The 23,388-nt window shown below is 73.0% G+C and carries 13 protein-coding genes and 1 riboswitch; of the genes, 4 read left to right on the top strand and 9 right to left on the bottom strand.

Annotated features, from left to right (window positions below; genetic code table 11):
- Positions 1-127: 127 nt before the first annotated feature.
- From FRAAL_RS28430 to FRAAL_RS28420, 3 genes are all read right to left on the bottom strand, one after another.
- Positions 128-1,612, bottom strand: a complete 1,485-nt coding sequence (locus FRAAL_RS28430; protein WP_231861405.1) for an FHA domain-containing protein — start codon at positions 1,610-1,612, stop codon at positions 128-130.
- 75 nt (positions 1,613-1,687) lie between these two features.
- Entirely contained in the window at positions 1,688-3,040 is a 1,353-nt protein-coding gene (locus FRAAL_RS28425; RefSeq protein ID WP_011607560.1) for a VWA domain-containing protein, read from the bottom strand.
- A complete protein-coding gene (locus tag FRAAL_RS28420) occupies positions 3,040-4,155 on the bottom strand; it encodes a PP2C family protein-serine/threonine phosphatase (RefSeq protein ID WP_041939910.1) in 1,116 nt (371 codons plus the stop codon). The genes FRAAL_RS28425 and FRAAL_RS28420 overlap by 1 nt, the downstream gene beginning before the upstream one ends.
- A 742-nt stretch (positions 4,156-4,897) precedes the next feature.
- On the opposite strand from FRAAL_RS28420, the gene rlmB reads away from it, so the two are divergent.
- Positions 4,898-5,944, top strand: coding sequence for a 23S rRNA (guanosine(2251)-2'-O)-methyltransferase RlmB (gene rlmB / locus FRAAL_RS28415; RefSeq protein ID WP_011607558.1), 1,047 nt, complete (start codon positions 4,898-4,900; stop codon positions 5,942-5,944).
- Between the two features lie 191 nt (positions 5,945-6,135).
- Positions 6,136-8,319 (top strand): hypothetical protein, encoded by a 2,184-nt coding sequence (locus FRAAL_RS28410; protein WP_011607557.1) that lies wholly within the window; start codon positions 6,136-6,138, stop codon positions 8,317-8,319.
- 202 nt (positions 8,320-8,521) lie between these two features.
- Here the strand turns inward: FRAAL_RS28410 and FRAAL_RS28405 are convergent, their stop codons facing one another.
- Positions 8,522-8,902, bottom strand: coding sequence for a transglycosylase family protein (locus tag FRAAL_RS28405; RefSeq protein WP_041939909.1), 381 nt, complete (start codon positions 8,900-8,902; stop codon positions 8,522-8,524).
- 2 nt (positions 8,903-8,904) lie between these two features.
- A riboswitch (cyclic di-AMP (ydaO/yuaA leader) is annotated at positions 8,905-9,080 on the bottom strand.
- A gap of 496 nt (positions 9,081-9,576) precedes the next feature.
- Positions 9,577-11,229 (bottom strand): peptide deformylase, encoded by a 1,653-nt coding sequence (locus FRAAL_RS28400; protein WP_011607554.1) that lies wholly within the window; start codon positions 11,227-11,229, stop codon positions 9,577-9,579.
- A gap of 683 nt (positions 11,230-11,912) precedes the next feature.
- Between FRAAL_RS28400 and FRAAL_RS28395 the strand changes: the two genes are divergently transcribed.
- The gene (locus FRAAL_RS28395; RefSeq protein WP_011607552.1) at positions 11,913-12,767 is read left to right on the top strand and encodes a hypothetical protein; all 855 of its coding nucleotides are present in this window, start codon (positions 11,913-11,915) and stop codon (positions 12,765-12,767) included.
- A gap of 97 nt (positions 12,768-12,864) precedes the next feature.
- Here the strand turns inward: FRAAL_RS28395 and FRAAL_RS28390 are convergent, their stop codons facing one another.
- Positions 12,865-14,232, bottom strand: a complete 1,368-nt coding sequence (locus FRAAL_RS28390; protein ID WP_011607551.1) for a lipase — start codon at positions 14,230-14,232, stop codon at positions 12,865-12,867.
- 577 nt (positions 14,233-14,809) lie between these two features.
- On the opposite strand from FRAAL_RS28390, the gene FRAAL_RS28385 reads away from it, so the two are divergent.
- Positions 14,810-16,708: an ABC transporter ATP-binding protein gene (locus FRAAL_RS28385; protein WP_011607550.1), complete on the top strand. Its 1,899-nt coding sequence runs from the start codon at positions 14,810-14,812 to the stop codon at positions 16,706-16,708.
- A gap of 36 nt (positions 16,709-16,744) precedes the next feature.
- Here the strand turns inward: FRAAL_RS28385 and FRAAL_RS28380 are convergent, their stop codons facing one another.
- The 3 genes from FRAAL_RS28380 to FRAAL_RS28370 form a co-directional block, all read right to left on the bottom strand.
- Positions 16,745-18,721, bottom strand: coding sequence for a serine/threonine-protein kinase (locus FRAAL_RS28380; protein WP_157734512.1), 1,977 nt, complete (start codon positions 18,719-18,721; stop codon positions 16,745-16,747).
- Between the two features lie 317 nt (positions 18,722-19,038).
- Entirely contained in the window at positions 19,039-21,315 is a 2,277-nt protein-coding gene (locus FRAAL_RS28375) for a family 2 encapsulin nanocompartment cargo protein terpene cyclase (RefSeq protein WP_011607548.1), read from the bottom strand.
- Between the two features lie 122 nt (positions 21,316-21,437).
- Positions 21,438-22,853 (bottom strand): family 2B encapsulin nanocompartment shell protein, encoded by a 1,416-nt coding sequence (locus FRAAL_RS28370; RefSeq protein WP_041939907.1) that lies wholly within the window; start codon positions 22,851-22,853, stop codon positions 21,438-21,440.
- Between the last annotated feature and the right edge of the window lie 535 nt (positions 22,854-23,388).

Below are 23,388 nucleotides of genomic sequence, written 5' to 3'. Positions count from 1 at the left end.
CGTCCGGCCGACCAGGGCCCGCCGGCGGGACCCGGAACTGCCGCAGGTGCGGCGCCGGCCCGAGCGGCGGGATCAGGAACTGCGGGACGTGCGGCGCCGGCCCGGGTGACGGGCCGGCGCCGGTCGATCAGCGGGCGCGCAACGTGATGCGCGTCCACGCACCCAGGTAGACGCGGTCGCCGTCCCGGAGCGGGACGGGCTGCCCGGGTTCGATCGGATCGGGCTCGTCGTTGAGCCGCGTGCCGTTGGTCGAGCCGGGGTCGCGCACGGCGTAGCCGCCGTCGGGGAGCTGCTCGAACAACGCGTGGCTGCGCGAGATGCCCGGGTCCTCCGGCGCGCCGGACAGGTCGATGTCCGGGTGGATGCCGCGCGACTCGCTGCGCCGACCGACGAGCATCTGCGCGCCGGCGAGCGCGAAGACGCGGCGCGGGTAGAAGGTCGGGAACGGCACCCGGTGGTCGTCGCCGCTGTCGTAGTACTCGCGCTCCGCCTCGACGATGGCCTCCCAGACGGTGGCTCCCGACGGGGGACGGTCGCGGTCCCACCCGCCGGCACCGCGCGGGTCGTCGGCGATCGGATCGCGCCGGCCGCCCCGGCCGGTGTCGTGGCGCGGGTCGTCGAGGTCGGGGTCGCTCAGCCGTGGGTCGTCGAGCCGCGGATCGGCCCCGGGGCGGGCGTAGCGGGGATCGGTGGTGTGCCGCGGATCCCCGCCGCGGCCCGGCAGGCTCCGCTCGGGCGAGCCCGCGGGCGCGGCGCCCGGGTCGAGGCCCAGCGGATCCGCTGGGCCGTAGCCGTACCCGTCGTCACGCCGGCTGCGGCGGTGGGTGTCGGACTCGCGGTCCAGGTCCTCGCCGTAGCCACCCGCCCCGCGGCCCTCCCGGGCCGGCGGGTACCCGCCGCGGTCGGCGTCGGGGTAGGCGCCGGGGGTGCGGTCGTCGCGTCCGGCGGGGTAGCCACCCCGGTCGGCCCGGTCGTCGGGGGCGCGGCCGTAGGGGTCGCGGTCGGCGTCGGGGTAGCCGGCGGGGGCGCGTTCGTCGCGTCCGTAGGGGTCGCGTCCGCGGTCGGCCCGGTCGTCGGGGGCGCGGCCGTAGGGGTCGCGGTCGGCGTCGGGGTAGCCGGCGGGGGCGCGTTCGTCGCGTCCGTAGGGGTCGCGTCCGCGGTCGGCCCGGTCGTCGGGGGCGCGGCCGTAGGGGTCGCGGTCGGCGTCGGGGTAGCCGGCGGGGGCGCGTTCGTCGCGTCCGTAGGGATCGCGTCCGCGGTCGGCCCGGTCGTCGGCACCCGGCCGCTCGTCGCGCCGTCGGGCGTAGGGATCACGGTCGTACCCGCCCGGCTCGTCGTACGGGTCGGCCTGGTAGCCGCGACCGCCGCGTGGCTGGTCGGCGTAGCCGTCGCGGCCGTAGCCGCCGTACGGGTCGCCGCCGCGCGGCGGATCCGCCACGTTGGACTGGTCCGCCGGCGAGCGCCGGATGCCCAGCGGGTCGTACCCCCCCGCCGCGTCCGGGCCGTCCGCCTGCGACGGGCCACGCCGACGCTGGCCGCCGGGCTCGTCCGTCCCGTAGGGAGACCGACCGCCGTCGTCCGGACGGTATTCGTACCTCTCCTGACCACTCATGATCCCAATTCCGCACCGATCGCAGTAGTCGGGTCGTGAGACAGGTGCCCCGCAGGGCAACGTGCCCTCACCTGATCACCGGTTCACCCGGAGGGTCCTCGTCGACCGTGTGTCAAGGACCATCTCATCGATCTTCTCGACGTTCTTCTTCAACCGAACCGTACCTGTTGTGGCATTGTCGATGTGAACCACCTTCTGTAGGAGGCGGTAGGTGTCTTCGTTGCCGGAGGCGAGCGCCAGCTGGGCCCCGCGTCCGAGCAACAGTGTTGCAGTGGCCTCGTCGCCGGACTGACGCGCCTCCAGCCCACGCAGCACCGAGGCCGCCAGCTCGGTCTGTCCGGTGTAGTGAGCGACGACCGCGCTGACCCGGGTGGAACGGGTCTCGTCGTCCGTCCACAACGCTCTCACCAGCGCCTGCGCCGTTTCCCGGCCGTCGACGACGAGGCTGACCCGCGCGGCCAGCGCCTCGGTCCCGACCGGCCGGGCGGGCACCCGGATGTTCAGGTGGTAATCGCGCGACTCCGTTCCCCACGCGCCGGTAGCGTAGTCGACGCTGTGATCGTCGGATGTGGTCCTCTCGGCCTGTAGGTCGCGCAACATCGGGGAGACCTCGCGCAGAAACCCCACCTCGGCGCCCCGCGGGGTCCACACCCGCAGCGCCACTCGGTCGGTCGCGCGGCTGGTGGCGGTCGCGATCACGCTGGTGAAGTCCGCGACGAGCTCGTCCGGGCCGGCGATCGCGTCGACGGTGCCCAGCAGGTTCGCCGCGATCAGCCGCAGCTCGGCGACGCGCCAGTCGGTGCCGATGCCCCGGCAGTCGCACTGGAACCGGCCGCGGGCCGCGGCGACGGCCGCTGCCAGGTCCGTCGCCAGCTCACCGTTCTGGCCGTCGGTGAGCAGCAGCGCGTGCGCGATGGCCCGCGGCCGGGTTGCCGTCAGCGCCCGCGCCAGGTCCAGCCATCGGCCGATGGCGGTACCGCCGTGCGGCTCCATCTGGCTCACCGCGAGGCGGGCCCGCTCCCGGGTGACGGTCGAGGCGGCCACCAGGTACGGGGCGTCCGGGTAGATCATGCTGGCGGCGCCGGTGCCGCGCACGATCGCGAACCACACGCCGTCGGGCAGGCAGTCGATGGCCGCACTCGCCGCGTGGCGCGCCTGGGCGATCTTCGCCGGCGGGTTCGCCATCGAGCCCGAACAGTCGAGCAGGAGGACCTCGGCGAGTTCCGGGCGCCGCGATCCGGCCGGCGGCGGGCAGCCGTGGGCCGACACGGAGCCGTGCGGTGGGAGGCCGGGCGGGGCGGCCTCGCCGGCGAGGCCGCCCGGGCCGTCGGGCCGGCCGGTCGACGTCACGGTGACGACGGCGTGCACGTCCGTCCCACCGGGCGGAAGGTACTCGTTCTGGTAGACCTCCGCGGAGAAGACGCCCATCAGTGATCCACCCTGGCGGCGACCACGGTGATGTTGTCGTGGCCGCCGGCGTCGATGGCGAAGTCGACGAGGTGGCGGGCGACGTCGATCGCCGTGCAGCGCGGCGGGAGCTGGTTGACCAGCGAGGCCATGACGTCCGGGCGGGAGGCGTAGTTCCACAGCCCGTCGGAGCACACCAGCACCGTGGCCGGCGCCTCGATCGGGAAGATCTCCGTGTGCGGGGCCACGTCCTCGACGTCGCCGCCGAGCCAGCGGGTCAACGTGTGCGCGCGCCGATGGGTCTCGGCCTCGTTGGCGGGGATGAGACCCGCCCTGGCGGCCTCGGCGGCCCAGGTGTCGTCCGAGGTCAGCCGCTCGCACCAGCGCGGTCCGAGCAGGTAGACGCGGCTGTCGCCGACCCAGCCGACGGTGACCATGCCGGGGCCGTCGGGCGTCGGCGGGGTGACGATGGCGGCGGCGAAGGTGCACGACGGGGCCATCCGCCCCTCGGCGGCGCTGAGCTGGGCGATCGTGGCCTGCGCCGCATCGACGGCCGCGTGCAGCGCGGCCTCGGCGTCCTCCGGGGAGAAGCCCCCGACGATCGCCCGCGGCGCCGTGCGCGGCTCGTCGTACTCCGGGTACGCCGGCTCCAGGATGTCCAGCATGTCGTCGGCCGCGCTGCCGCCGCGGGGCGGGCGGGTGTCGTGGTGGACGGGGTGACCGGGCCCGTGGGCCCGCACCGCGTCAGCGAGCACCGCCATCGCGGTGGCCGCCGCGGCGGCGGAGGCCTGGCCGGAGCCGGGCGTGGTCGAGACCCCGTCGCACACCACCGCGATGAGCGTGCCGTAGACGACGGCGAGCCCCATCGCGTCCTCGTTGGTCGTGTGGCGCACGCCCCGGTCGCACACCCCGGCCAGCTCGCCGAGGTCGACCTCGCTGTGGTCGGCGTCCCCGTGCGCCGGATCCGGGCCCTCCAGCGGATGCCCGCAGACCTCGCAGTAGTGGTCGTCCGAATACACCGGCGCCGCGCACACCGGGCAACGGCCCAGGTCGTCGTCGGGGTCGAAGGCCCCGCTGCCGGTGAGCTGGTAGGCCACCGTGGGGGCGTCGTCGTGCGGGTTGAGGTCCACCGTCATTCCGCCGGGAAGGAACGTTCGCGTGCGGGCGGTGTGCGCAGAGCCATGTGCTGGGTGCCTCCTGCCCCTGCTGGTCCGGTCATCGGAGCTCGCCGCCGTCGCTCCGCGACGCCGGAGGCGCACGGCCGGCGACCGGACGAACTGGTCACACGCGTCGAGCTGGTCATCGTGGATTCATGGGGACGTATTCTCCCAGGTTCCCCCGGGGCCCGTCGATGACGCAGATCGCCAGGGGCGGGCCAGGTCCCGGTGCGTCCCCCTCCGTCGGCGCGCAACCTCAGGAGAGCGTAAGGGGCGAGGGTCGGCGACGGCGGCCATGCCGGTGCCGGAGCGTCGGCCATGCCGGCCGGTCCCGGCCCGTCCTCGGCCCGCACCCCGCCAGAGCTCAGCACGGCACGCGCCCCAGCCGCGGTCCGCGACTGCGTGATGACGCGCGGCGAACAACGCGCACCGGACCCTCCTGACCTGGCCGAGGGCGGCCGGGACCACCCAGGTCACCGGCGTGGGACTGCCGCCTCAGGATAGGGCGCCGGGCAGGCCCGAACGACCATGTCGCGGCAGGCGGCCGGGTTCGGGCCCGCCAGACCCCCGACCGGGGACCCCTGGCCGGTCGGCGGGGCGGGCCGCAACCGGCCGGTCGCGGCCCGCCCCGACCGCGTCCGGCGCCGGCCGCGTCCCCGACGCCGGCCGTATACCGTGGTCACATGGTCATTTCCACGGCGCACGCCGGTCGGTGGCACTGATGGCCGGCGCCGCGCGCCGGGGTGGCGGCGGGATCGCCCGGGGCGGGCAGGGCGGCCGGGCCGGCAAGGCGGGTTCGCATCGCAAGGGAGCCGGTGCCGGCAGCGGTGGCCAGGGCCGCAAGGCTCTGGAGGGCCGGGGCGCGACGCCGCCCGCCCACCTGCGTCCCGGCCATCCCGCGCAGCGCCGGGCGGCCGCCGCGGCCAGGACCGCGCAGGGCGGGGAGCGGGGGCGGGCCACCGCCGGCCGCTCCGGTGCCGACGACGCCACCCAGTCCGGGCAGGGGGGGCCGCGCACGCGCCGCTCCGAGGCCGACGAGCTGGTCGTGGGCCGCAACGCGGTGGTCGAGGCGCTGCGGGCCGGCGTGCCGGCGTCGAACCTCTACGTCGCCGGTGGGCTGGACTTCGACGAGCGGCTCGCCGATGCCCGCCGCCTCGCCGCCCGGGCGGGGATCGCGGTGGTCGACGTCGCTCGCCCGGACCTCGACCGCATGTGCGGCACGGCGCCGCATCAGGGACTCGCCCTGGCGGTCCCGCCGTTCCGCTACACCCATCCCGACGACCTGCTCGCCCGGGCGCGCGCCGCGGCTCCCGGTCTGGTGGTCGCGCTCGACGGCGTCACCGATCCCCGCAATCTCGGTGCCGTGGTCCGCTCTGCGGCGGCCTTCGGCGCCCACGGCGTCCTGGTGCCCGAGCGCCGGGCCGCCGGGATCACCGCCGCCGCCTGGAAGACGTCGGCGGGTGCCGCCGCCCGGCTGCCGGTCGCCCGGGCCACCAACCTCGCCAGGACCCTCGTGTCCTACGCCGAGGCCGGCCTGTTCGTCGTCGGGCTGGCCGCGGACGCCGACACGACGATCGACGAGCTCGAGATGGCCACCGATCCAGTCGTCCTGGTGATCGGGTCCGAGGGCCGTGGGCTGTCCCGGCTCGTCGAGCAACGCTGCGACGTGACGGTCCGCATCCCGATGGCCGGCGCGGTCGAGTCTCTCAACGCCGGGGTCGCCGCCGGCATCGCGCTGGCCGAGATCGCCCGCCGCCGCCGCACCTGACCACTCCGGCAGGCCCGGGCGGCGGCCGCCCGGCCATGGGGGCCGCCGGGTGGCGGCGGCCTTCCTGGCGGCCGGCGGCGAATAAGGTGACTCAGCCGAGTCTTGCGCGGCGGAACGCTGAGCCCGTCTCGGCGCCCTTGTAGCCTCATGCCCTACTTGGGCGTCGGGCCATCTCGGGGGAACGGACGACGGTGCGGGGCAGGCGGAGACCGTCGGCGCGGCTGTTCGCGCTGCCGCGTTTGCTCCTGCCCGAACCGCAACCGCGGCTGACCCTGCTGCCCACCGTCGCGCTTCGGCTCGTGCTGGCGGCGGTCTTCGCGGCGGTGCGGCTGTACGGGGCGCTCTTCGGCCTCGGGTTCGTGCTGCTCTGGCACCACTGGTACGCGGGCCATCCGCTCGGCCTGCTGGTCGCGGCGCTGGCCGCCGGCTGGTCGCTGACGTTCGCCCTGGTCGCGCTGCGTCGCGGCATCGGGTGGGTGCTGGCGGCCGGCAACGTGGTCGCCGCGCTCGTCCTGGCCGCGGGGGCGCGCCTGTGGCTGCCGCCGGAATCGGTCGGTGACTCGGCCTCGTTCGTGCTGCTCGCGGCGACGCACGCGACGGCGGTGGCCGCCTGGACCTTCCCCGCCGGTCCGTCCCTGGCCGTGACGGTGCTGACGGCCGGCGCCTTCGTGGCCGGGGCGGCCGGCACCGGGCCGCCATCTCCGATGCCGCTGGCTGCGATTGTCTGCACGGCCCTGCTCGTCCGGTACGCCCGGCCGCAGGTGTGCGCGCTCGCGGGTGGAGCGCAGTCTCGGCTGGCCGAGGTGGCCGAGCGGCGCGCCGGCGAGCAGGATGTGCTCACCCTGCTGCGCGAGCGGCGGGAGCATGAGCTGACGATCCACAACGCGGTGCTCAACACCCTCACCGGCATAGCCTGGGGCGGCGGCGCCGACGGGTATCTCACTCGCCGCCGCTGCGCCGACGGTGCGACGGCCCTCGACGAGTTGGTCGATGAGCGCGAGCTACCGTCCCGGGCCGCGCCGGGATGCCTGCCGGCGGCCGGTGGAATCCTCGCGGCGGCACGCGGACCGACGTCCGACGAGGGCGCGGCCGGCTGCCTGCCCATCGACTGCGGGCCGGCCGGCGACGTGCTGATCGAGTCCGGGCTGGCCGGCGACCTGCTGGCCGGCGACGTGCCGGTCGGCGATGTGCCGGTCGGATCCGAGTCGGCGGGCGAGGCACACCGCGGAGCCGGGCGTGCGGACCCCTGGGCCAGGGTGGCGCCCGCGGCCGGCTTGCTGCGCGCCCTCTACACCGCGCAGCTACGCCACGTGACCGGCCGGTTCGCCGCACTCTGGCTGATCCTGCTGGTTCTGCCCGCCGGCCGTGCCCTGCCCCATGTCCGTTCGATCCCGCTGGCGCTCGCGTTGCTGCTCGCGCCGCTCGCGGCGGTCGCTGTGGCCCGGCGGCGCTTCCGGTCCGGGCCGCTGACGCCGGCCCAGGCGGCCGCCGTGGTGCTGCTCTGCCTGGGGATCGCGGTGGGGGGCGGGTGGAACGCCGGCGAGGCCGGCGAGGTGCGGATGATGGCCTGGCCGCTCGTCAGCCTGCCGCCGTTGGTGATGCTGGTGACGGTGTCCCGCCCGGTGTGGCGCTGGGTGCTCGCTTCGGTCACCGTGGGCGCCGCCATGATCGCGGTGAGCCTGCTGACCAACCCACGGGACCCGTTCGCGCTGTCCCACCTGCTCATGCAGCTCTACTACCTGTGGATCATGCAGATCTGCCTGGTCATGGTCGGTCCGTTGCTGTGGAGCACGGCCGATGTCCGCGCCTGGGCCAGTCACTGCGAGCGAGAACTGGTCCGACGCGCCGAGAACCGGGACCGGGTGCGCGAGCGTCGCAGCGTGCTGCTGCGGGCCGTCGAACGGGACGTGGCGCCGTTGCTGGCCGGCGTCGCGGCGGGCCGGCTCGATCCGCAGGCCGACGCCGTGCGCTCGGAATGTGCCCGGCGGGCGGTCGCCGTGCGGCGGCTGCTGTTCGACGACGACGCCGTGCACAGCGCGCTCGGGGAGGCCATCGATGCCGCCGAACGGCACGGCACGGTCGTGTCCAGCCAGATCTCCGGTGGTCTCGACCAGCTTCCCGCCTCGGTGCGCGGCGAGTTCGTCGAGCAGGTGCACCATGCGCTGCGGGTGATGCCGAGCCGCCGGGTCCTGCTCACCGTCACTGCGCAGGCACGTACGGCCAGCCTGTTTCTGTCGTGTTCCTGGCCGGCGGGCCAGTTGCCGCCGGCGCCGTCGGGTCGGGCCATCGACATGATCGTCGACGTCGACGACGGGCAGCTCTGCATGGAGCTGCGCTGGCCGCCCGCGAAGGTGCCGCTCGGGCGGCGGCCATAGCTGGTGGCCGGTAGCTGGTGGCTGGTGCCTGGTTCGGGTGGTGACGGAGCCCCGCCCCCGCTCGGGGGACGGGGCTCCTGACCCGTGCTGGGTCGCGTCGCCTCGCGCCGGCCACGGCTCACGATCTGTCGAGCACGATCCGATCGATCATGTGCGGATCAGAGTCGGCCGAGTGCGGATGTCGGCGCGGTGTGTCGGGGCCTCAGATCCGGTGACCCCAGCAGGGCTTCGACGCGTACCAGGGGCTGGTGCCGGCCTGCGCGTAGAGCTGCCGCGCGCGCTGCCACTGCTCCCCGACGCTGGCGTTCTGGGGCAGACCACGGCCGCCCAGACCGTGCCAGGTGCTGGGCAGGAACTGGAACAGGCCGCCAGCTCCGATGGAGTTGACCGCGTGCGGGTTACCGCCGGATTCGCAGGGGATCACGGCGCGCAGGAAGTGGTCGGCGTTGGTCCCCGCGCTGGCCGGCTGGGACAGCGCGAGGCCGCCGCCGACGGAGGCGGCGAGAGTGGTGGCGATGACTGCGGCCCGGGTGCCGAGCTTGATCCGGTTGAGGCCCCGACCGAGCGAACGAGCGTTGGACATTGAGTTGCCCTTCCCCACGCCTGCGAGGTGAGCTGTCGGGTTCGGGCTGGGAATGCCCGGCCGCGGTTCTCGGCTTCACCCCTAGGACGCCCGACTTCGGCGCCCGGAATTGGTTCCCCCGTCCCTGCCGCAGGTTTGATTCTCATCGGGTGGGGGCAGGGTTCGGCGTGCCACCCGACGTCTGCCATCAGTTGACGGCATGGCGACGAACATAGCTGAGCGTGACCCCGGGAAATCAAGGGTACGTGACGATAGCCACAGTGCGTTCTATCGTCTTTGAATGATCTCGGTTCTGCGGTTTCGCGCCCGCGTGCGCGCCCGATTCTAACGGCCTTCGTGGCCCCGCGGAATGCCTGGATTGCGGTTGGTCGGCCACGCTGACCACAAACCCTTCGCGGTCCGTGGCCGGTTCTCTCCCGGGCGTGGCCGGGGGCGTTCTCTACCCGCGTCGGCGCAGCCGTTAACGGAGTCGAGAAAAATTCCACCGCCGCCCTCGCGCGGAGCGGCTCTTCCGCGCTTTTCCGAACTATACGGCACGCCGCGAGTAGTCCTGTCGAAAGGGGATGTGTCGGTCGGGCGGCCCGGTGATGTCGGTGACCGGGGCTCGGCCGGACGGCGCGGTCGGGCGGCGCGGTCGGACGGGGCGAGACCGACCGGTCGGGTGGTGGCGGAGCTCAGGGGTTGTAGGTCCAGGACGAGCCGGTGCCGCGGTACTGCTCGACCGGGATGGGGACGACCCCGGGGCGCATCCGGTCGGTGTAGAGGCGCCCGTGCAGGTGATCGATCTCGTGGGCGACCAGGCGGGCGAGGCCCTGCCGGTACACCGTGATGTGGCGGCGGCCCGAGGTGTCGGTGTGCTCCACGTGCAGCTCCAGGGACCGCGGGACGATGCCGCGGACGTCGAAGAAGCTCAGGCACCCCTCGTACTGCTCGTCGCTCTCGGGGACGGACTCGATGACGCGCGGGTTGAGCAGGGTGAGGATGTCGCCGTCCGCGGACCGCACGATGGCCGCCGCTCGGTTGATCCCGATCTGGGGCGCGGCGATGCCCATCCCCTTCCCGAACGTGTGCAGAGCGGACACCCGCTCCATGGCCGAGGAGAGCTCGGCGACGACGCGGCGGGCGTCCTCGGCCTCGACGGGCAGCTCGAACGACCGAGCCGGCTGGTGCAGGGAGGGATCGCCGACCTGGACGATGCCCGCCGCGGCCATCTGCCCGCTGGGCCGGGCCACGGTTCGGTCGGCGGGATCCCGGCTCGACGCGACCGCCCGGAAGTTCCATTCCAGGCGATATCTGGCGTGCAGCGGAGGATTGTTCGTGGACCAGGTGAAAACGCGCCTCTTGGCATCATCCGTGCGGGCGATCGCCGTGCGGAACGGGAAGGCGTCCGCGGTCATCGACGTCTCCATGCCCCAGACCACGGGATCGACCTCGGCGGGGAAGTCCAGCACGACCGACAGGAAGCTGGTCGGTACCCGGACGGCCCGCTGGAACCACGGGCCCCACTTCTCCTCGCCGACCCGGTAGCTGTACTCGATCCAGGCTGATTCGCCCGGGTAGAGGGGGAATCGGCCACGATTGTTCTCGAACAGCAGCCAGACCTCCTTCAGCGCATCCCAGTCGGTCTTGACCTGCCAGGACATGCGCTCGTCGCCGCAGTGCGCGCTGAGCTGCAGTTCCTCCCAGCGCAGCGGATTGCTGCGGTAGAGCCGGGCGGCGCGTTCCTGATCTCCGGGAAAGCGGTCGACGGAGATGCGCATCAGGTAGCGGGTCACCGGTTCGACGCCGGTGTTGAGCACGAGCCGGCGCTGATGGGCGACGTACATGCCGTCCTCGTACCGCAGCTCGGCGCGATCCTCCTCGACGACGAGCCCACCCGGGTCCGGGCCGGCCCGGGTACCTCGGGAGGCCCCGACCGGCTCGGCCGCCGTGATCGCCGCCGACGAGCCCGGTGGCGGGGGGGACACCCGGCCACCGGGCTCCGCCGGCCGGGCTGCCGGCGGACGGGAGTCGACGTCACCCGCCTCGTCCGCCGCCTCCCACGGGCGCGCGGCGAGCTGGAAATAGGCACCCGGTATTCGCAGCGCATCGGCGATGCGCTCGATCAGGGAGAGGCGGGCGATGTGGTCCTCGCCCTGCATGATCCGGCTGACGCGGCTCTGGCTGAGACCCTCGACCGGGGACGCGATGCGGTTCTGGCTCGCACCGTCGTACTTCTTCATCAGCCGGAAGGCCGTCCGGAAGTCCCGGGTCTCGCATGCGGTCCGGAAGTCGGATCGGGCGAGCAGGGTGCGGGAGACCCGGTAGGGACCGGCTTCGTAGGACATCGACCGGCCTTCCGTCGGGCTTCGACCTGCGTCGATCGCCCGGCCGGGACGGCGGAAAGTCCGATGCGCCGGGCTGCGGCTGAGACGTCAGGATGACGACGCTATGCCAAACCGGCATAGGTTGCCGGCGCTTGCGGTGATCGCGAGGTTGTCGTGGATCCGACATCCGGCCGGCCCGGATGAGCGGGCGGCGCCGCGACGGATCTGGTAGGCGACCAGCTGACTGCCTCGGTCTCATCCGACCGGGTCATGCGCTCCTGCCCCGGCTGGGGGAGGCTGCGCGGTTGTCCATGCGCCGCTGGTGCGGGGGCACGCAGCGGTGCGGATGCGGCCGTGGTCCAGCCCGGCCCGGTCCGGCCCGGGCTGGGTCGGCCGGGGCTCGTCGAGCCCATACGAGAAGAGCATGCCTGACTGACGTTTCCCGGCCACGCCCGCTCGGGCCACCCTGGATGCAGGCCGGCCCCGCCCCGCGTCGAGCCGCGACCTCCGCCGGGCGGGGCCGGCGCATCCGGCGGCCGGTGGGTCATCGCCGGCCCGGAGGGGAGGGGCGGACCGACGGCCACCGACCCTGGTGGCCGCCACCAGCGTCGGTGGCGGCCACCGGCCCGGTCGGCCGGGCCGCGACGGCGGCGGCACAGGGAATGTGGCGCAGGAGGTGTGGGTCCGGAAGGGCGGTGCCAATCGTGACGGAGCCGAGGAGAGATCATGATCGAACTGCGATCGTCTACGGCGTCGTCCGGTTCGCGCCCGGCGGTGACCGGCAGGTCGCCGATGTGGTGATCACCTTCGTGTCCCCGTCGGCGGCGGACGACTTCGCGGCGGAGCAGGGCTGGCCGGAGTACGAGGTGGCGCCGGTGCGCTTTTTCGTCCACGAACGGCAGTCCGCCGTCGTCGCGGTGCCACCTCCGACCCGGCCCGCTCCCTCCCCGGCCAGGCCAGCACCCTCGTCGACGCCGTCGCCCCCCGTTCCTCCCAGGCAGCCGCCGACCGGTGCCGGCCCGAGCGAGCCGGCCGGCCCCGCCGACCGGCGGCCGTGGACAGGTGACCCTGCCCTGCCCATGCAGGGTCACCAATCCGCCGCCGATCCGGCCGGACCCCCCGGATCGGCGGCGCCACCCCAACCCCCCGCCGGCCAGGCGGGGACGGGGCCGGCCGGAGCGCAGAACGCGACCGCCGCTCGGCCGGTGGTGAACCGGGCGGAGGCCCGGCGAGTCTCCGTCACCCCCTGGGGATCGGACCGCTGGGCGGTCGCGCTGGGCGCGGGGTCCGATTCGGCGGAGGCGTTCCGTGCCGTCGGCCGGCTGCCGGCCGGCCTGGTCTTCACCGCTGCCTACGGCGACGTCGACGTGGTGCTCGTGTACGGCCGGGCGCCCGGCGGCGAGGCGTCGCCGGCCCGGCCGCCGACGGTCGTCGAGACCGCGCTCGGCGCCGAGCCGGCGGGACTGCTGGAGGCACGCTGGATGACCGCGGGCGAGCGGGAGGCGTTCCGGGCCGGGTACGCGGCCGCCGCGGACGGCATTCGGCGTGCCCTGGCGTAGTGCCCTGGCGTAGTGCCCTGGCGCAGTGCGTTGTCGTAGTGCGCTTCGTCGCGCGTAGTGGGTTGTCGTCGCGTGGTCGGCGGTCGTCCGCGCGTGGTCAGTTGTCGTCGCGGAAGTGCAGCGTGACGCGGTCGGTGTCGGATGGCCAGGCGGGTACCCGCAGCACCGCCCGGTGCGCGGCCTGCCCGCGAGGGGTGACCACGACCTCGACCGAGCGGTCGCCCGCCGGGATGTGCAGATCGGCGCCGGTGATGAAGCCGATCCCGAAATAGTCGGGGATCGGAACCATGACGTCGGAGACACCGTCGGCATCGCGATCGAACAGGTACACGGCGAGGGCCAGTTTGGACCGCGGGGCCACCGCCGAGCTCAGGACGTTCGTCCCGTCGACGGTGAGGATGTCGCTGTTCCGGCCCTGGTCCCCCCACCATTCCAGGGCGCGGCTCACGACGAGATCGGTCTGTTTCGGGTCGGTCTTCATACCACCGCCGACCTCCTCGCCCGGCCGGCTGGTCAGGAGGCGGACGAGTCGATCGGTGCGGCGGAAGGGCTGGTAGTAGAAATGGTGGACGGGTTCCCCGGACCGGACGACGGCGAACTCGTAGGGGGTGGTGCCGTCCGCCCGCAACGGGCCCCAGGATCCGTCGTCGGTCAGGGTGAAAAGGCCCCCGAGCCCCTTCGGCAGGCGCCTGCCCGTCTTCGGATCGAGTCGGTAGACCTCCAGGCGGGCCCGTCCGACCCCGGTGTTCGCGGGATAGAGCAGCACGCGGCCGGAGATTTCGATCTGACCCTTCTCCGCGACGACGTCGGTGGTGAACGGTTCGGTCCCGGTGAGGAAGCGGAACATCTCCCGAAAGGTGCCCGTCGAGGTCAGCAGGCGGGTGCGTTCCTGGTCGGGGAAACGGACGTTGCTCGCCCCGGGCACCCGTCGGGTGGGATCCCCGATGCCCCAGATGGCGAGCATCGGCACCCCCCTGGGCGGTCCGCTCGCGAGGGAGCCCTCCACGCTGATCAGATGCGCGACCCGGTTCGCCCGCGATGCGGAGCTTGCCAGGTACCGCTCGGTGATTCCGGCGCCCTCCGCCTGCCCGACCAGATCGACCTTCTTCGCCCCCGTCGCCCGGAGCAGGTCCTGGATCTTCGCGTCAAGCTGTGGAAAGATCTTGTCCAACGGAATGTCCGAGACCGATCCGTCGTAGTCGAAGGCGGCTATTCGGTCGGCCGGATATCCGTTGCTGGTGAAGCGCTGCGCCTGCGACTCGAACTGGTCCCCCGAGCCGAGGCTGCCGTGCACGAACAGCAGCGGCAGGCGTGCGGCGTCCGGCGGGCCCACGGGGCCCGCCACCTCTCGAGCGAGCGCCGCGGAGCGGGCCTGCGCGCCGGCCGAGCCCTCGCTGGTGGAACACGCGGCCGTCACCGCGACGAGAACCACCGCCGCCAGACCGAACCAGCGTCCGCGAGGCATGCGACGCCCCTTTCCCTGTGGGTGTTCGGCGGCCGCGGCCGGCCGCCACCGGGAATGCTCCGCTCATGACGCTACAGAAGCGCGAGAACCCGCCGGAGCGAGTCGCAATCGCCTGGTCGGCCGACAAAAGCTATCGTTTTCGGGCGTCGTCGCCACCCCCTCGCCGCAGGGTGTGGCGTCCGTTGGGGAAGCGGTGAGAACGCCCGGTGGGGTGAACGGCCGTCACGCCGACTGCGGTCGGGTGCCCGTGCGGCCCCTCGCCCGGCGACGACGTCCAACCCACGTCGCCCGGCGAGCGTGCTCGCTCCATGTCGCCCGGCGAGCGTGCTCGCTCCACGTCGCCCGGCGAGCGTGCTCGCTCCACTTCGCTGAGTGAGTCGGTGGGGTGAGCGGTTCACCGCGGCGGGCCGCCCCAACAGTCCCACGCCATCCGCTCCGGTCCCGGGCCCGGCAGCAACCCGTCCCGATGGGGTGCAACCCGACCCGATGTGGTGCGACCCGATTCGGAGCGGTCCGATCCGATGCGCACTGATCCGGAGGGTCTGCGGCCCCGGCGGGGCCGCGGCCGAAAAATGGGATGCGGATACCGCCCCCAGCCTGTCATGATTTCCGGGTGGACGCTGCGGGCGACGACATTCCCTGGCAACGAACAGGATCCGCCGAGTCCTCGGCCGGCGATATCGGCAGCGCCGCTCGCGGCGAGCCGGGGCGGCATGCCGGGCTGCGTTCCTACCTGGGTTTCGTCGGCACCTTCAAGGGATCCCTGCTGGTCGTGGTCGCCTTTTTCGCGGTCTCGAACACGGCGCTCGCCATCCTGCCCGTCTTCATCGGGAGGTTCGTCCAGTCGCTGGCCCAGGTGACGGAGTCCACCGACGGGGTGTACCGGTATGCGGCCATCCTCATCGGCTGCAATCTCCTGCACGACCTGACCTGGCGCACCGGCGAGCTCACCTACCTTCGCCTGTTGAACGATCGGGGCTACGAGTACGAGAACATCCTCTTCCGCAGCGTCATCGACGAGCGCTACCCGTACTTCGTCGGCAAGTTCACCGGAAAGATCAGCAGCTACATCGCGTCGTTGGGCCGCGAGTTCCGGGAGATCCTGGAAACCACCTGCTTCACCTATGTGGAGCAGGTTATCCGAGTGCCTTCCATTGTCATAATCATGTTTTCCGTCAACGTCTACTCGGGGCTCACGTTCCTGGTGGCCGTGCTGCTCATGATGGCCGTCGGCCGGCATACCGTGAGCCGCTCGTCGCGGGCGGAGAAGCGTCTCGCGGACGAGGTCTCCGAGATGGACGGTTACGTGATCGACGTCATCGCGAACTTCGTCAGCGTGAAGTCGTTCCGGCAGGAGACGGCCGAGTACGAGCAGGTGACCCGACGCCGCCGTGCCGTCATCGAGGCCGCCCGCAGCTCGTTCTTCTGGACCATCGTCTTCTGGGCCTCGATGTCCCTCGTGGTACGTTATCTGGTCTGGCCGGTCTCGATCCTGCTCAACCTCCACCTGTATCTGACGGGCGAGCTGAGCCTGGCGCAGTTCGCGACGTTCCTGTCGGTGCTGGTGATGTTCTCGGACTTCATCTGGGGCACGGTCTGGGAGATCGCCGAGCTGAACCTCCGCCTGGCGCGGGTCGAGGAGGCCTACCACTATCTCTTCGCCGGTCGACCCGTCACCGCGGACCGGCCGGCCGTGCTGGCTGGGACGTCTCCCGCGGCTGTGCCGGGAGCGCCGGGGCGACTGGAGTTCCGTGGGCTGTCGTTCGCCTATCCCGAGAACGACGGCAGGCCGGTGCTCGCCGGCATCGATCTGACGATCGAACCGGGCGAGAAAATCGGCATCGTGGGCCGCAGCGGAAGTGGCAAGACGACGCTCGTCAAGCTGCTGCTCGGCTATTACCCGTTGCCGGCGGACACCGTCCGGTTGGACGGCCGCCCGACGCCGAACTACGCGCTCGGCGCGGCGATCTCCTACGTCCCGCAGGACACCACGCTGTTCCACCGTTCCATCCGGGACAACATCACCTACGGGACGGCCGCCGCGGCCACGCAGGAACAGGTCGAGTCGGCGGCGCGGCGGGCCCACGCGCACGGTTTCATCAGCCAGGCACCCGAGGGCTACGACACCGTCGTCGGCGAGCGCGGCATCAAGCTGTCGACTGGGCAGCGGCAGCGGATCGCGATCGCCCGGGCCTTCCTCGACGACAAGCCCATGCTCGTTCTCGACGAGGCGACGAGCGCCCTGGACAGCGAGAGCGAGGTGCTCGTCCAGCACGCGTTGGAGGAGCTCTGGCGCGGCAAGACGGTGATCGCCGTGGCGCATCGCCTGTCGACGCTGCTGAACATGGACCGCATCATCGTCCTCGCCGACGGCGGCATCGTGGAACAGGGTTCACACCGCGAGCTTCTCGACCGTCGCGGCCGCTACCACGCCCTCTGGCAGCGGCAGAGCGGCGGCATGATCCCCGTCGACTGAGCGCCCGGGCTCGGGCCCGGGCGGCGGCGAGTCGGGTCAGTCGAGCTCGTCCCAGGGCACTTCGGAGCTGACGGCGGCGGCGATGAGCCGGGGGATGCCCTCGGCGAGCGCCGTCGACCACGGCGGCGGCGCCGTCGCGGCACGAAAGATCGCCGGGAGGGCGACTGCGCCGCCGCAACCGGGCGTGAACTGCAGCGGCCCCCAGGGTCCGCCGGGCAGGCAGGTGCTCGTCGTGCGGGTGGCGGCGGACGCGGTCGTGAGGGTCGCGGCGATGCGCCTGGCGGTCGAGGCGGCAGCGGCGGCGGTTCCCGCTGGCGTCGTCGTGGGGGTCGTCGTGGGCGTCGTCGCGGGCGTCCCGGTTCCGCTCGCGGAGGTGGTGGCGGGGCCGGCCTGCGCAACCGGTGCCGGGAAGTCGACCTCGCGGATCACCGCCGCAGACCCCGCGCTCACCTGCGCCGCGGCCGCCGCGGCGGGGCCTGTGCCCCCCGTCGTTCCCGCCGTCGCGCCCGTCACGGGCGCGGGGTTCGTCCCGCCCGCCAAGGAGGCCGCCGGACCGGCCCAGGTGGCCGTCGAGGCGACCCAGCCCGCTGCGCGGGTCGGCGTCCCGGCGCCGGGCGGCGCTGCCGTGCCCGCCGGGTAGGCCGCCGCCGAGCCGGGCGGGGCCGAGAGGTACTTCCGGCCGGTGCGAAACCCACCCGGCAGCGGCTGCCCGGCGGCCTCGGGCACGGCCAGGCCCCATGGACCGGCGCCGGCCAGGTAGCCCGCGGTCGGGTCGTCGGTGGTCGGGTCGTCGGGGGTCGGGCCGTCCCCGCCGGGGTGGAGGGCCGGACCGGCGGCGATGAGAGACTGCCCCCCGCCGTCGGAGGAGCGGCCGCCGCCAGAGGTGCCGCCTGGAGAGTGGCCGGTCGGACCGGCGGGATGGGAGTTGGTCGCGTCCGGCTCGGCGGCGCCCCCCGCCGCGATGGCGTTGGGCGGCTCCGCCGGTGCGGAGGCGAGCAGGATCGCGGCGGTCACCGCCGCGGCGACCGCGGTCGCCCCCGCACCGGGGACCAGCACGCCGCGCCGCGTCCGCGGTCGGCGGGCGGGGCGCCGCTCGCGCGGGAGCGTCGGGTTCGGCTCGGCGCCGGCCGCGCGCAGCCGGGTGACCGGCAGGCGCCCACCCGGCAGGGCTACGGCCGCGTCCGCGCCGTCGGCCGCCACCGCGCTCGCGGTGGCGGCGATCTGGCTGAGGACCCGGTGCGCGTCCGGCCGGCGTTCCGGCTTCTTGCGCAGGCTCGCGGCGACCACGCCGCGCAACGGCCCGGGCAGGCCGCTGAGGTCGGCCTCACCGTGGACCGTCCGGTAGAGCAGCGCGTCCAGGGGGCCGCCGCCGAACGGCGGACGCCCGCTCGCGGCGAAGCACACCGTCAGGCCCCAGGAGAAGATGTCGCACGCGGGCCGGGGGCGGCGCGTGGTGGTCAGCAGTTCGGGCGCGAGGTAGCCGATGCTGCCCATCACCACGCCCGAGGCGGTCATCATGCCGGGCAGGCCGGCGACGATGCCGAAGTCGATCACCTTCGGGCCGTCCGCGGCCAGCATCACGTTGCCGGGCTTGAGGTCGCGGTGCACGACGTCGGCGTCGTGGATGGCGCACAGCGCCTCCGCGAGCCCGCGGGCCACCTCCCACAGCGCCTCACCGGACAGCGGGCCCCCGGAGGCGACCGACGAGTACAGGGTGGGGCCCGCCACGTACTCGGTGGCGATCCACGGCTGGTCGCCGTCCACGTCCGCAGCCAGCAGCCGCGCCACCCGGGGGCTGTCGATCGCCGCCACCGCCGCGGCCTCCCGGTGGAAACGGTGGCGGAACGCCGTGTCGGCGGTGTGCTCCTCCCGCATCACCTTGACCGCGGCCCGGGTACCCGCGTCGTCCACGCCGAGGTACACGATGCCCATGCCCCCGCTGCCGAGCCGGCCCATCAGCCGGTACGGACCCACTTCGGGCGGATCGCCCGCCCGCAAAGCTTTCCAGGACACGCCACGTCCCCCTCGGATGCTTGCGTGCGCCGAGGCCGCGCCCAGGCGCCGCCGTGCCGGGCACCGGGGTGCGGCGACACCACGAACGCCGGCACGCCCGGTCGCGGCCCACGCCGCCACCCGACCGAATCTGTTGTACCCGGACGATTCGGCCGGAATGTGGACCACTCGACCACTCTCTGTGAAGTACGCCTGGACGGGCCGGTACCCCCGAGGGGCGCGATCGGGCGAGCAGGCCAACCAAACGCGACCGGACCACGCGGACGCGGTGACCCCGCGCCCACCTGCGGGTTCGGTCGGGCGCGGCGACCGGTGGGTCAGCGGGACGCGAGCCGGCGAACGTCGGCGGCGGAGGTGCCTAGCCCGGTCGGGCTACCGAAGGGCCGCCTGTCGGCAGCGGGGTGGTAGCGCAGTTCGGCCTCCTCGTATCGGTGCGTCCCTTGGTGCCATCGCAGGATGCCGGCCAACCAGTTCTGCAGTTCCCGGGCGTAGGAGACGATCGCCGCGCGGGCCTCGCCGTCGAGGTCGAGGCGGTCGAACAGATCGGGCAGCTCACGGTCCACGACGTGCTCGAACTGCCGCATCCGGGCGGTCATGAGCGCGTTGACCACCTCGACGGCCCGGCCGCGGTCGCAGTCGAGGAAGTTCTCGACGACCAGCACACAGTTGTGGATCTCGCCTTCGAACTGGATCTCCTTCTGGTAGGAGAAGATGTCGTTGAGCAGGCAGGCGTAGTCCGCGGCGGCGTTCTCCAGCGCCCGCAGCGGCCGGGTCCCGAAGACCTCCGCCGGCACGCTGTGCCAGCGAGCCAGCCGGCACAGGCTCATCGTCAGGTCCGAGCCGAAGGTCGCGCGGCGCATCTCCAGGTAGTCGACGGGATCGGGGATGCGGTTGTGGGCCTGGTTGGCCAGCTCCCACAGCCAGCTGTCGATCATCACCTCGATCGTCCGGCGGAACGTGGCCCGCGCGGCGGGCTCCATCCCGGCACCGGTCCGTTCCCACAGGTCGGCGAGGCCGCGTTCCAGGGCGTTGACCGGCGGCTCGGTCAGCGGACCGTCGACCGGCATGAACAGCCGCAGGCGCTCGTTGCACAGCTTCGCCGCGGCCAGGTTCCGGGACGCGCCGAAGATCACCGGGTAGTAGTCGTCCCCGTAGGTCCCCCAGGTGAGCCAGGCCGTCGTGAGGTCGAGCTCGTCGGCGGTCGCGTCCGGATGGATGCCCGCCGAGCACAGGGCGAAGTCGTAGGACCAGAGCTTGTGTTCGTCCCAGATGCCCGGCACCCGGTCCAACATCCCCATCGAGCGCGCCCAGGGGATGATCGCGCGTCGCGAGGAGTCCAGATGGGGGCTCAGTCCGGTGGTGTAGGGCAGGTAGAACTCCGGCAGCGGGGTCGGGCCGACGAGCCGGAACGGCACGTTGGCGAAGGACCGGATCCGCCGCGGTGCGGTGGCGAGCAGCGACGGAAGGACCTGGATGGCCGAGGTGCCGAGGCTGGGGATCCCCGGGATGCCGGGCAGCCCGGCGGCGGGGACGAGGCTGCCCGTCCCCCCGAGCCCGGCGAGCGGCCCGAGGCCGGGCGGGACCGCGTCGGGTGTCGCCTCGCGGTTCATGTAGCGGCTGGAGCGCAGGTGCCACTCGTGCCCGCCGGACTGCCAGTCCTGCAGACCCTTGATGTACGCCAGCGCCGCCAGCCGGCCCGCCGGGTCGATGGCGTGCTCGTCGAGGACGGCCGGCAGTTCCGTGGCGGCGGTGTGCTCGAACTGGTGCAGCCGGGAGGTCAGCAGGTCGTTGACGGTGTCGGCGGCGGCCTGCGTGTCGATGTCCAGGAACCGCTCCACGACCAGCACCCCGTTGCTGAGCTCGCCCTCCTCGGTGACCTCGCGTTCGTAGGAGAACAGGTCGTTGCGCAGGTGCACCGCGTCGGCGAAGGTGTCGCGCAGCACCTGCAACGGGCGGGTGGCGGCGACGCGGGCGGGGACCTCGGCGTCGGCGGCGTGCTCGACGAGGTTCGCCGACCACGGGGCGCCGCCGACCTTGCGGCGCATCTCGATGTACTCGATCGGGTTGGACAGCCGGGCGGCGTTGATGTTCTCGAGTTCCCAGAGGGACTCGTCGAGCAGGTTGCGGGTGCTGACGGCGAAGCGGGCCCGCCAGTCGGCCGAGCGGGCCGGCACGGTCCGTGTCCACAGGTCGGCCAGGCCCCGCTCCACCGGGTTCGACGGCTCCTCGGTGATCTCGCCGTCCACCGGCATGAACGCGGGGAGCCGGTCGAGGTAGGCCCGGGCACCGGCCAGGTCGTGCGACCGCTTGTAGAGCTCGAGGAAGTGGTCGTCGAAGTAGAAGACCCAGACGTACCAGTCGGTGATCAGATTGAGGCGATCGGCGGTGGCGTCGGGATGGGTGTAGGCGCACAGCAGGGCGTAGTCGTGGGCGTCGAGGTCCCGTTCGGTCCAGATCGCGATGCCGTGCTGGGGCGTGTCGATCATCTCCATCGCCCGGGCCCACTCCCTGCTGTGTTCCCGGGCCTGTTCAAGATGCGGACTGAGCCGTGCGGGATAGGGCACGTAGAACTCGGGGAGGGTGAAAGGCTGCATGATTTCTCCGGGAAAACCCTTGGTTGCCGTGGGGGCCGGGACGGTGCGATCCGGAAGGAATCACCGAAACCGGTGCGCCGCCGCGGAGTGTCGTGGCCGCGGCGGCGCACCGGTCGGTGGTTTCAGCGCCCGATCTCGACGCTCTCCAGGATCCCGAGCGCGTCCGGCACGAGCACGGCGGCGGAGAAGTAGGTCGTCACGAGGTAGGAGATGATCGCCTTCTCGTTGATGCCCATGAATCGGACGGACAGCCCCGGCTCGTATTCGTCGGCAAGCCCGGTGTGGTGCAGGCCGATCACGCCCTGGTTCTCCTCGCCGGTACGCAGCGCAAGAATGGACGTCGTCCCGGTGGCGCTGATCGGAATCTTGCTCACCGGCAGCAGCGGCACGCCGCGCCAGGCCGGCACGTGCTGGTCGTGGAACAGGACGGTAGCCGGGTAGATTCCCCGCGCCGTGGCCTCCCGGCCGAAAGCCGCGATGGCCCGCGGGTGGGCGAGCAGGAAATGCGTGCTGCGCCGCCGGCTGAGCAGCTCGTCGAGGTCGTCCGGGGTCGGCGGGCCCGAGCGGGTGTGAATGCGCTGGCGCAGGTCGGCATTGTGCAGCAGGCCGAAGTCGGGGTTGTTGACCAGCTCGTGCTCCTGGCGCTCGCGCAGCGCCTCGACGGTGAGTCGCAACTGCTGGGAGAGCTGGTTGATCGGCTCGTTGTACAGGTCGGCCACGCGGCTGTGGATGCGCAGCACCGTCTGGGCGACGGACAGCTCGTACTCGCGCGGCTTCAGCTCGTAGTCCACGAACGTGCCCGGCAGGTCCGGCTCGCCGGCGTGCCCCGCGGCGATCGCGATCTCCGCCTCGCCCTGCTTGTTGCTCGCCGGCCGCGGCCGGCTGCGGTAGTCCTCCAGATGCCCGCTGAGCTCGGCGTCCTGCCCGGAGATCTCGGCGAGCTGCTGGCGGGAGAGCACCAGCACGGTGGCGGCGGTCAGCGCCCTGGCGGTGTACTCCCAGGACAGCTCCGACTCGGTGAGGACCTCGTCGCCGAAGTACTCGCCGTCGCCGAGCACCCCGAGCGACCGCTCGGCGCCGTACTCGCCGGGACCGAACTTCCCAATCTTGCCGTGGGCGATGAGGAACACCTCGTCGGCGGGCGCGCCCGTCTCGGCGAGCACGTCGCCCGGGGCGTACTCCCGCTGGACGAAGCGGTCGGCGAGACCGGCGAGCGCGCCGCCGTCGAAGCCGCGCAGCGCGGGCAGCTCAGCGAGCTCGCCGGGCACCACCCGCACCTCGGATCCGACGGAGGTGAACGTGACGAGCCCGTCGCCGAGGACGTAGGTCAACCGCCGGTTGACCCGGTAGACGCCGCCGGCGGTCTGGACCCAGGGCAGCACCCGCAGCAGCCACCGCGAGGTGATCTCCTGCATCTGCGGGACGGACTTGGTGGTCGTCGCGAGGTTGCGCGCGGCCGCCGTGCTCAGACTCAGCCGGGGGTCCTCGCCGGGGGCCGCGCCGGTCGCTCCGGGGTCGGTCGGTACGGGCTCGGTCATGGCAGACTCCACCTATCGTCGGTCTTCCAGGGACTGGGGTGAGACCTCGGGGCTCGGTGTGAGATCCCGAAGCTCGGAGTGAAACCAGCAGGCTCGGGTGAGCCCACGGGGCTCGGGTGAATCATGGGGCCCGGGTGAATCATCGGGCTGGGGCGAAACCCCGGGGCTCGGGCGAACCTTGGGACTGAGGCGAACCTTGGGACTGAAGTGACCTTGGGACTGGGGTGAAAACAGGGGTCGGGGTGGAACGCGGCGCGGTCGTACGCCGAGGCCGCGCACGGAAGAGTGACGGCCTCTCGACGACTTGCGTGGTCTTTTTTCGGCCGCGGGCCGACGGCCGGAGCGAGTTTGCCGGTCTCGCCCGGTCAGGATTCGAACAATGGGTACGGACACCGTCGGGCCGGTCGCGGCCCGGCTGATCGCACCGTTGAACGCTCCATATACCAGTAACCCCCGTGGGTGTCGCGCGGTTCGCCGACATGCGCTTTGTCGTGCTGGCAGGCGCGTCTCGGCGCGCATCGGCAGCCTCCCGCAT

The organism is Frankia alni ACN14a (assembly GCF_000058485.1).
GTDB lineage: Bacteria > Actinomycetota > Actinomycetes > Frankiales > Frankiaceae > Frankia > Frankia alni.
This window is presented reverse-complemented; position numbering and strand designations above follow the sequence as displayed.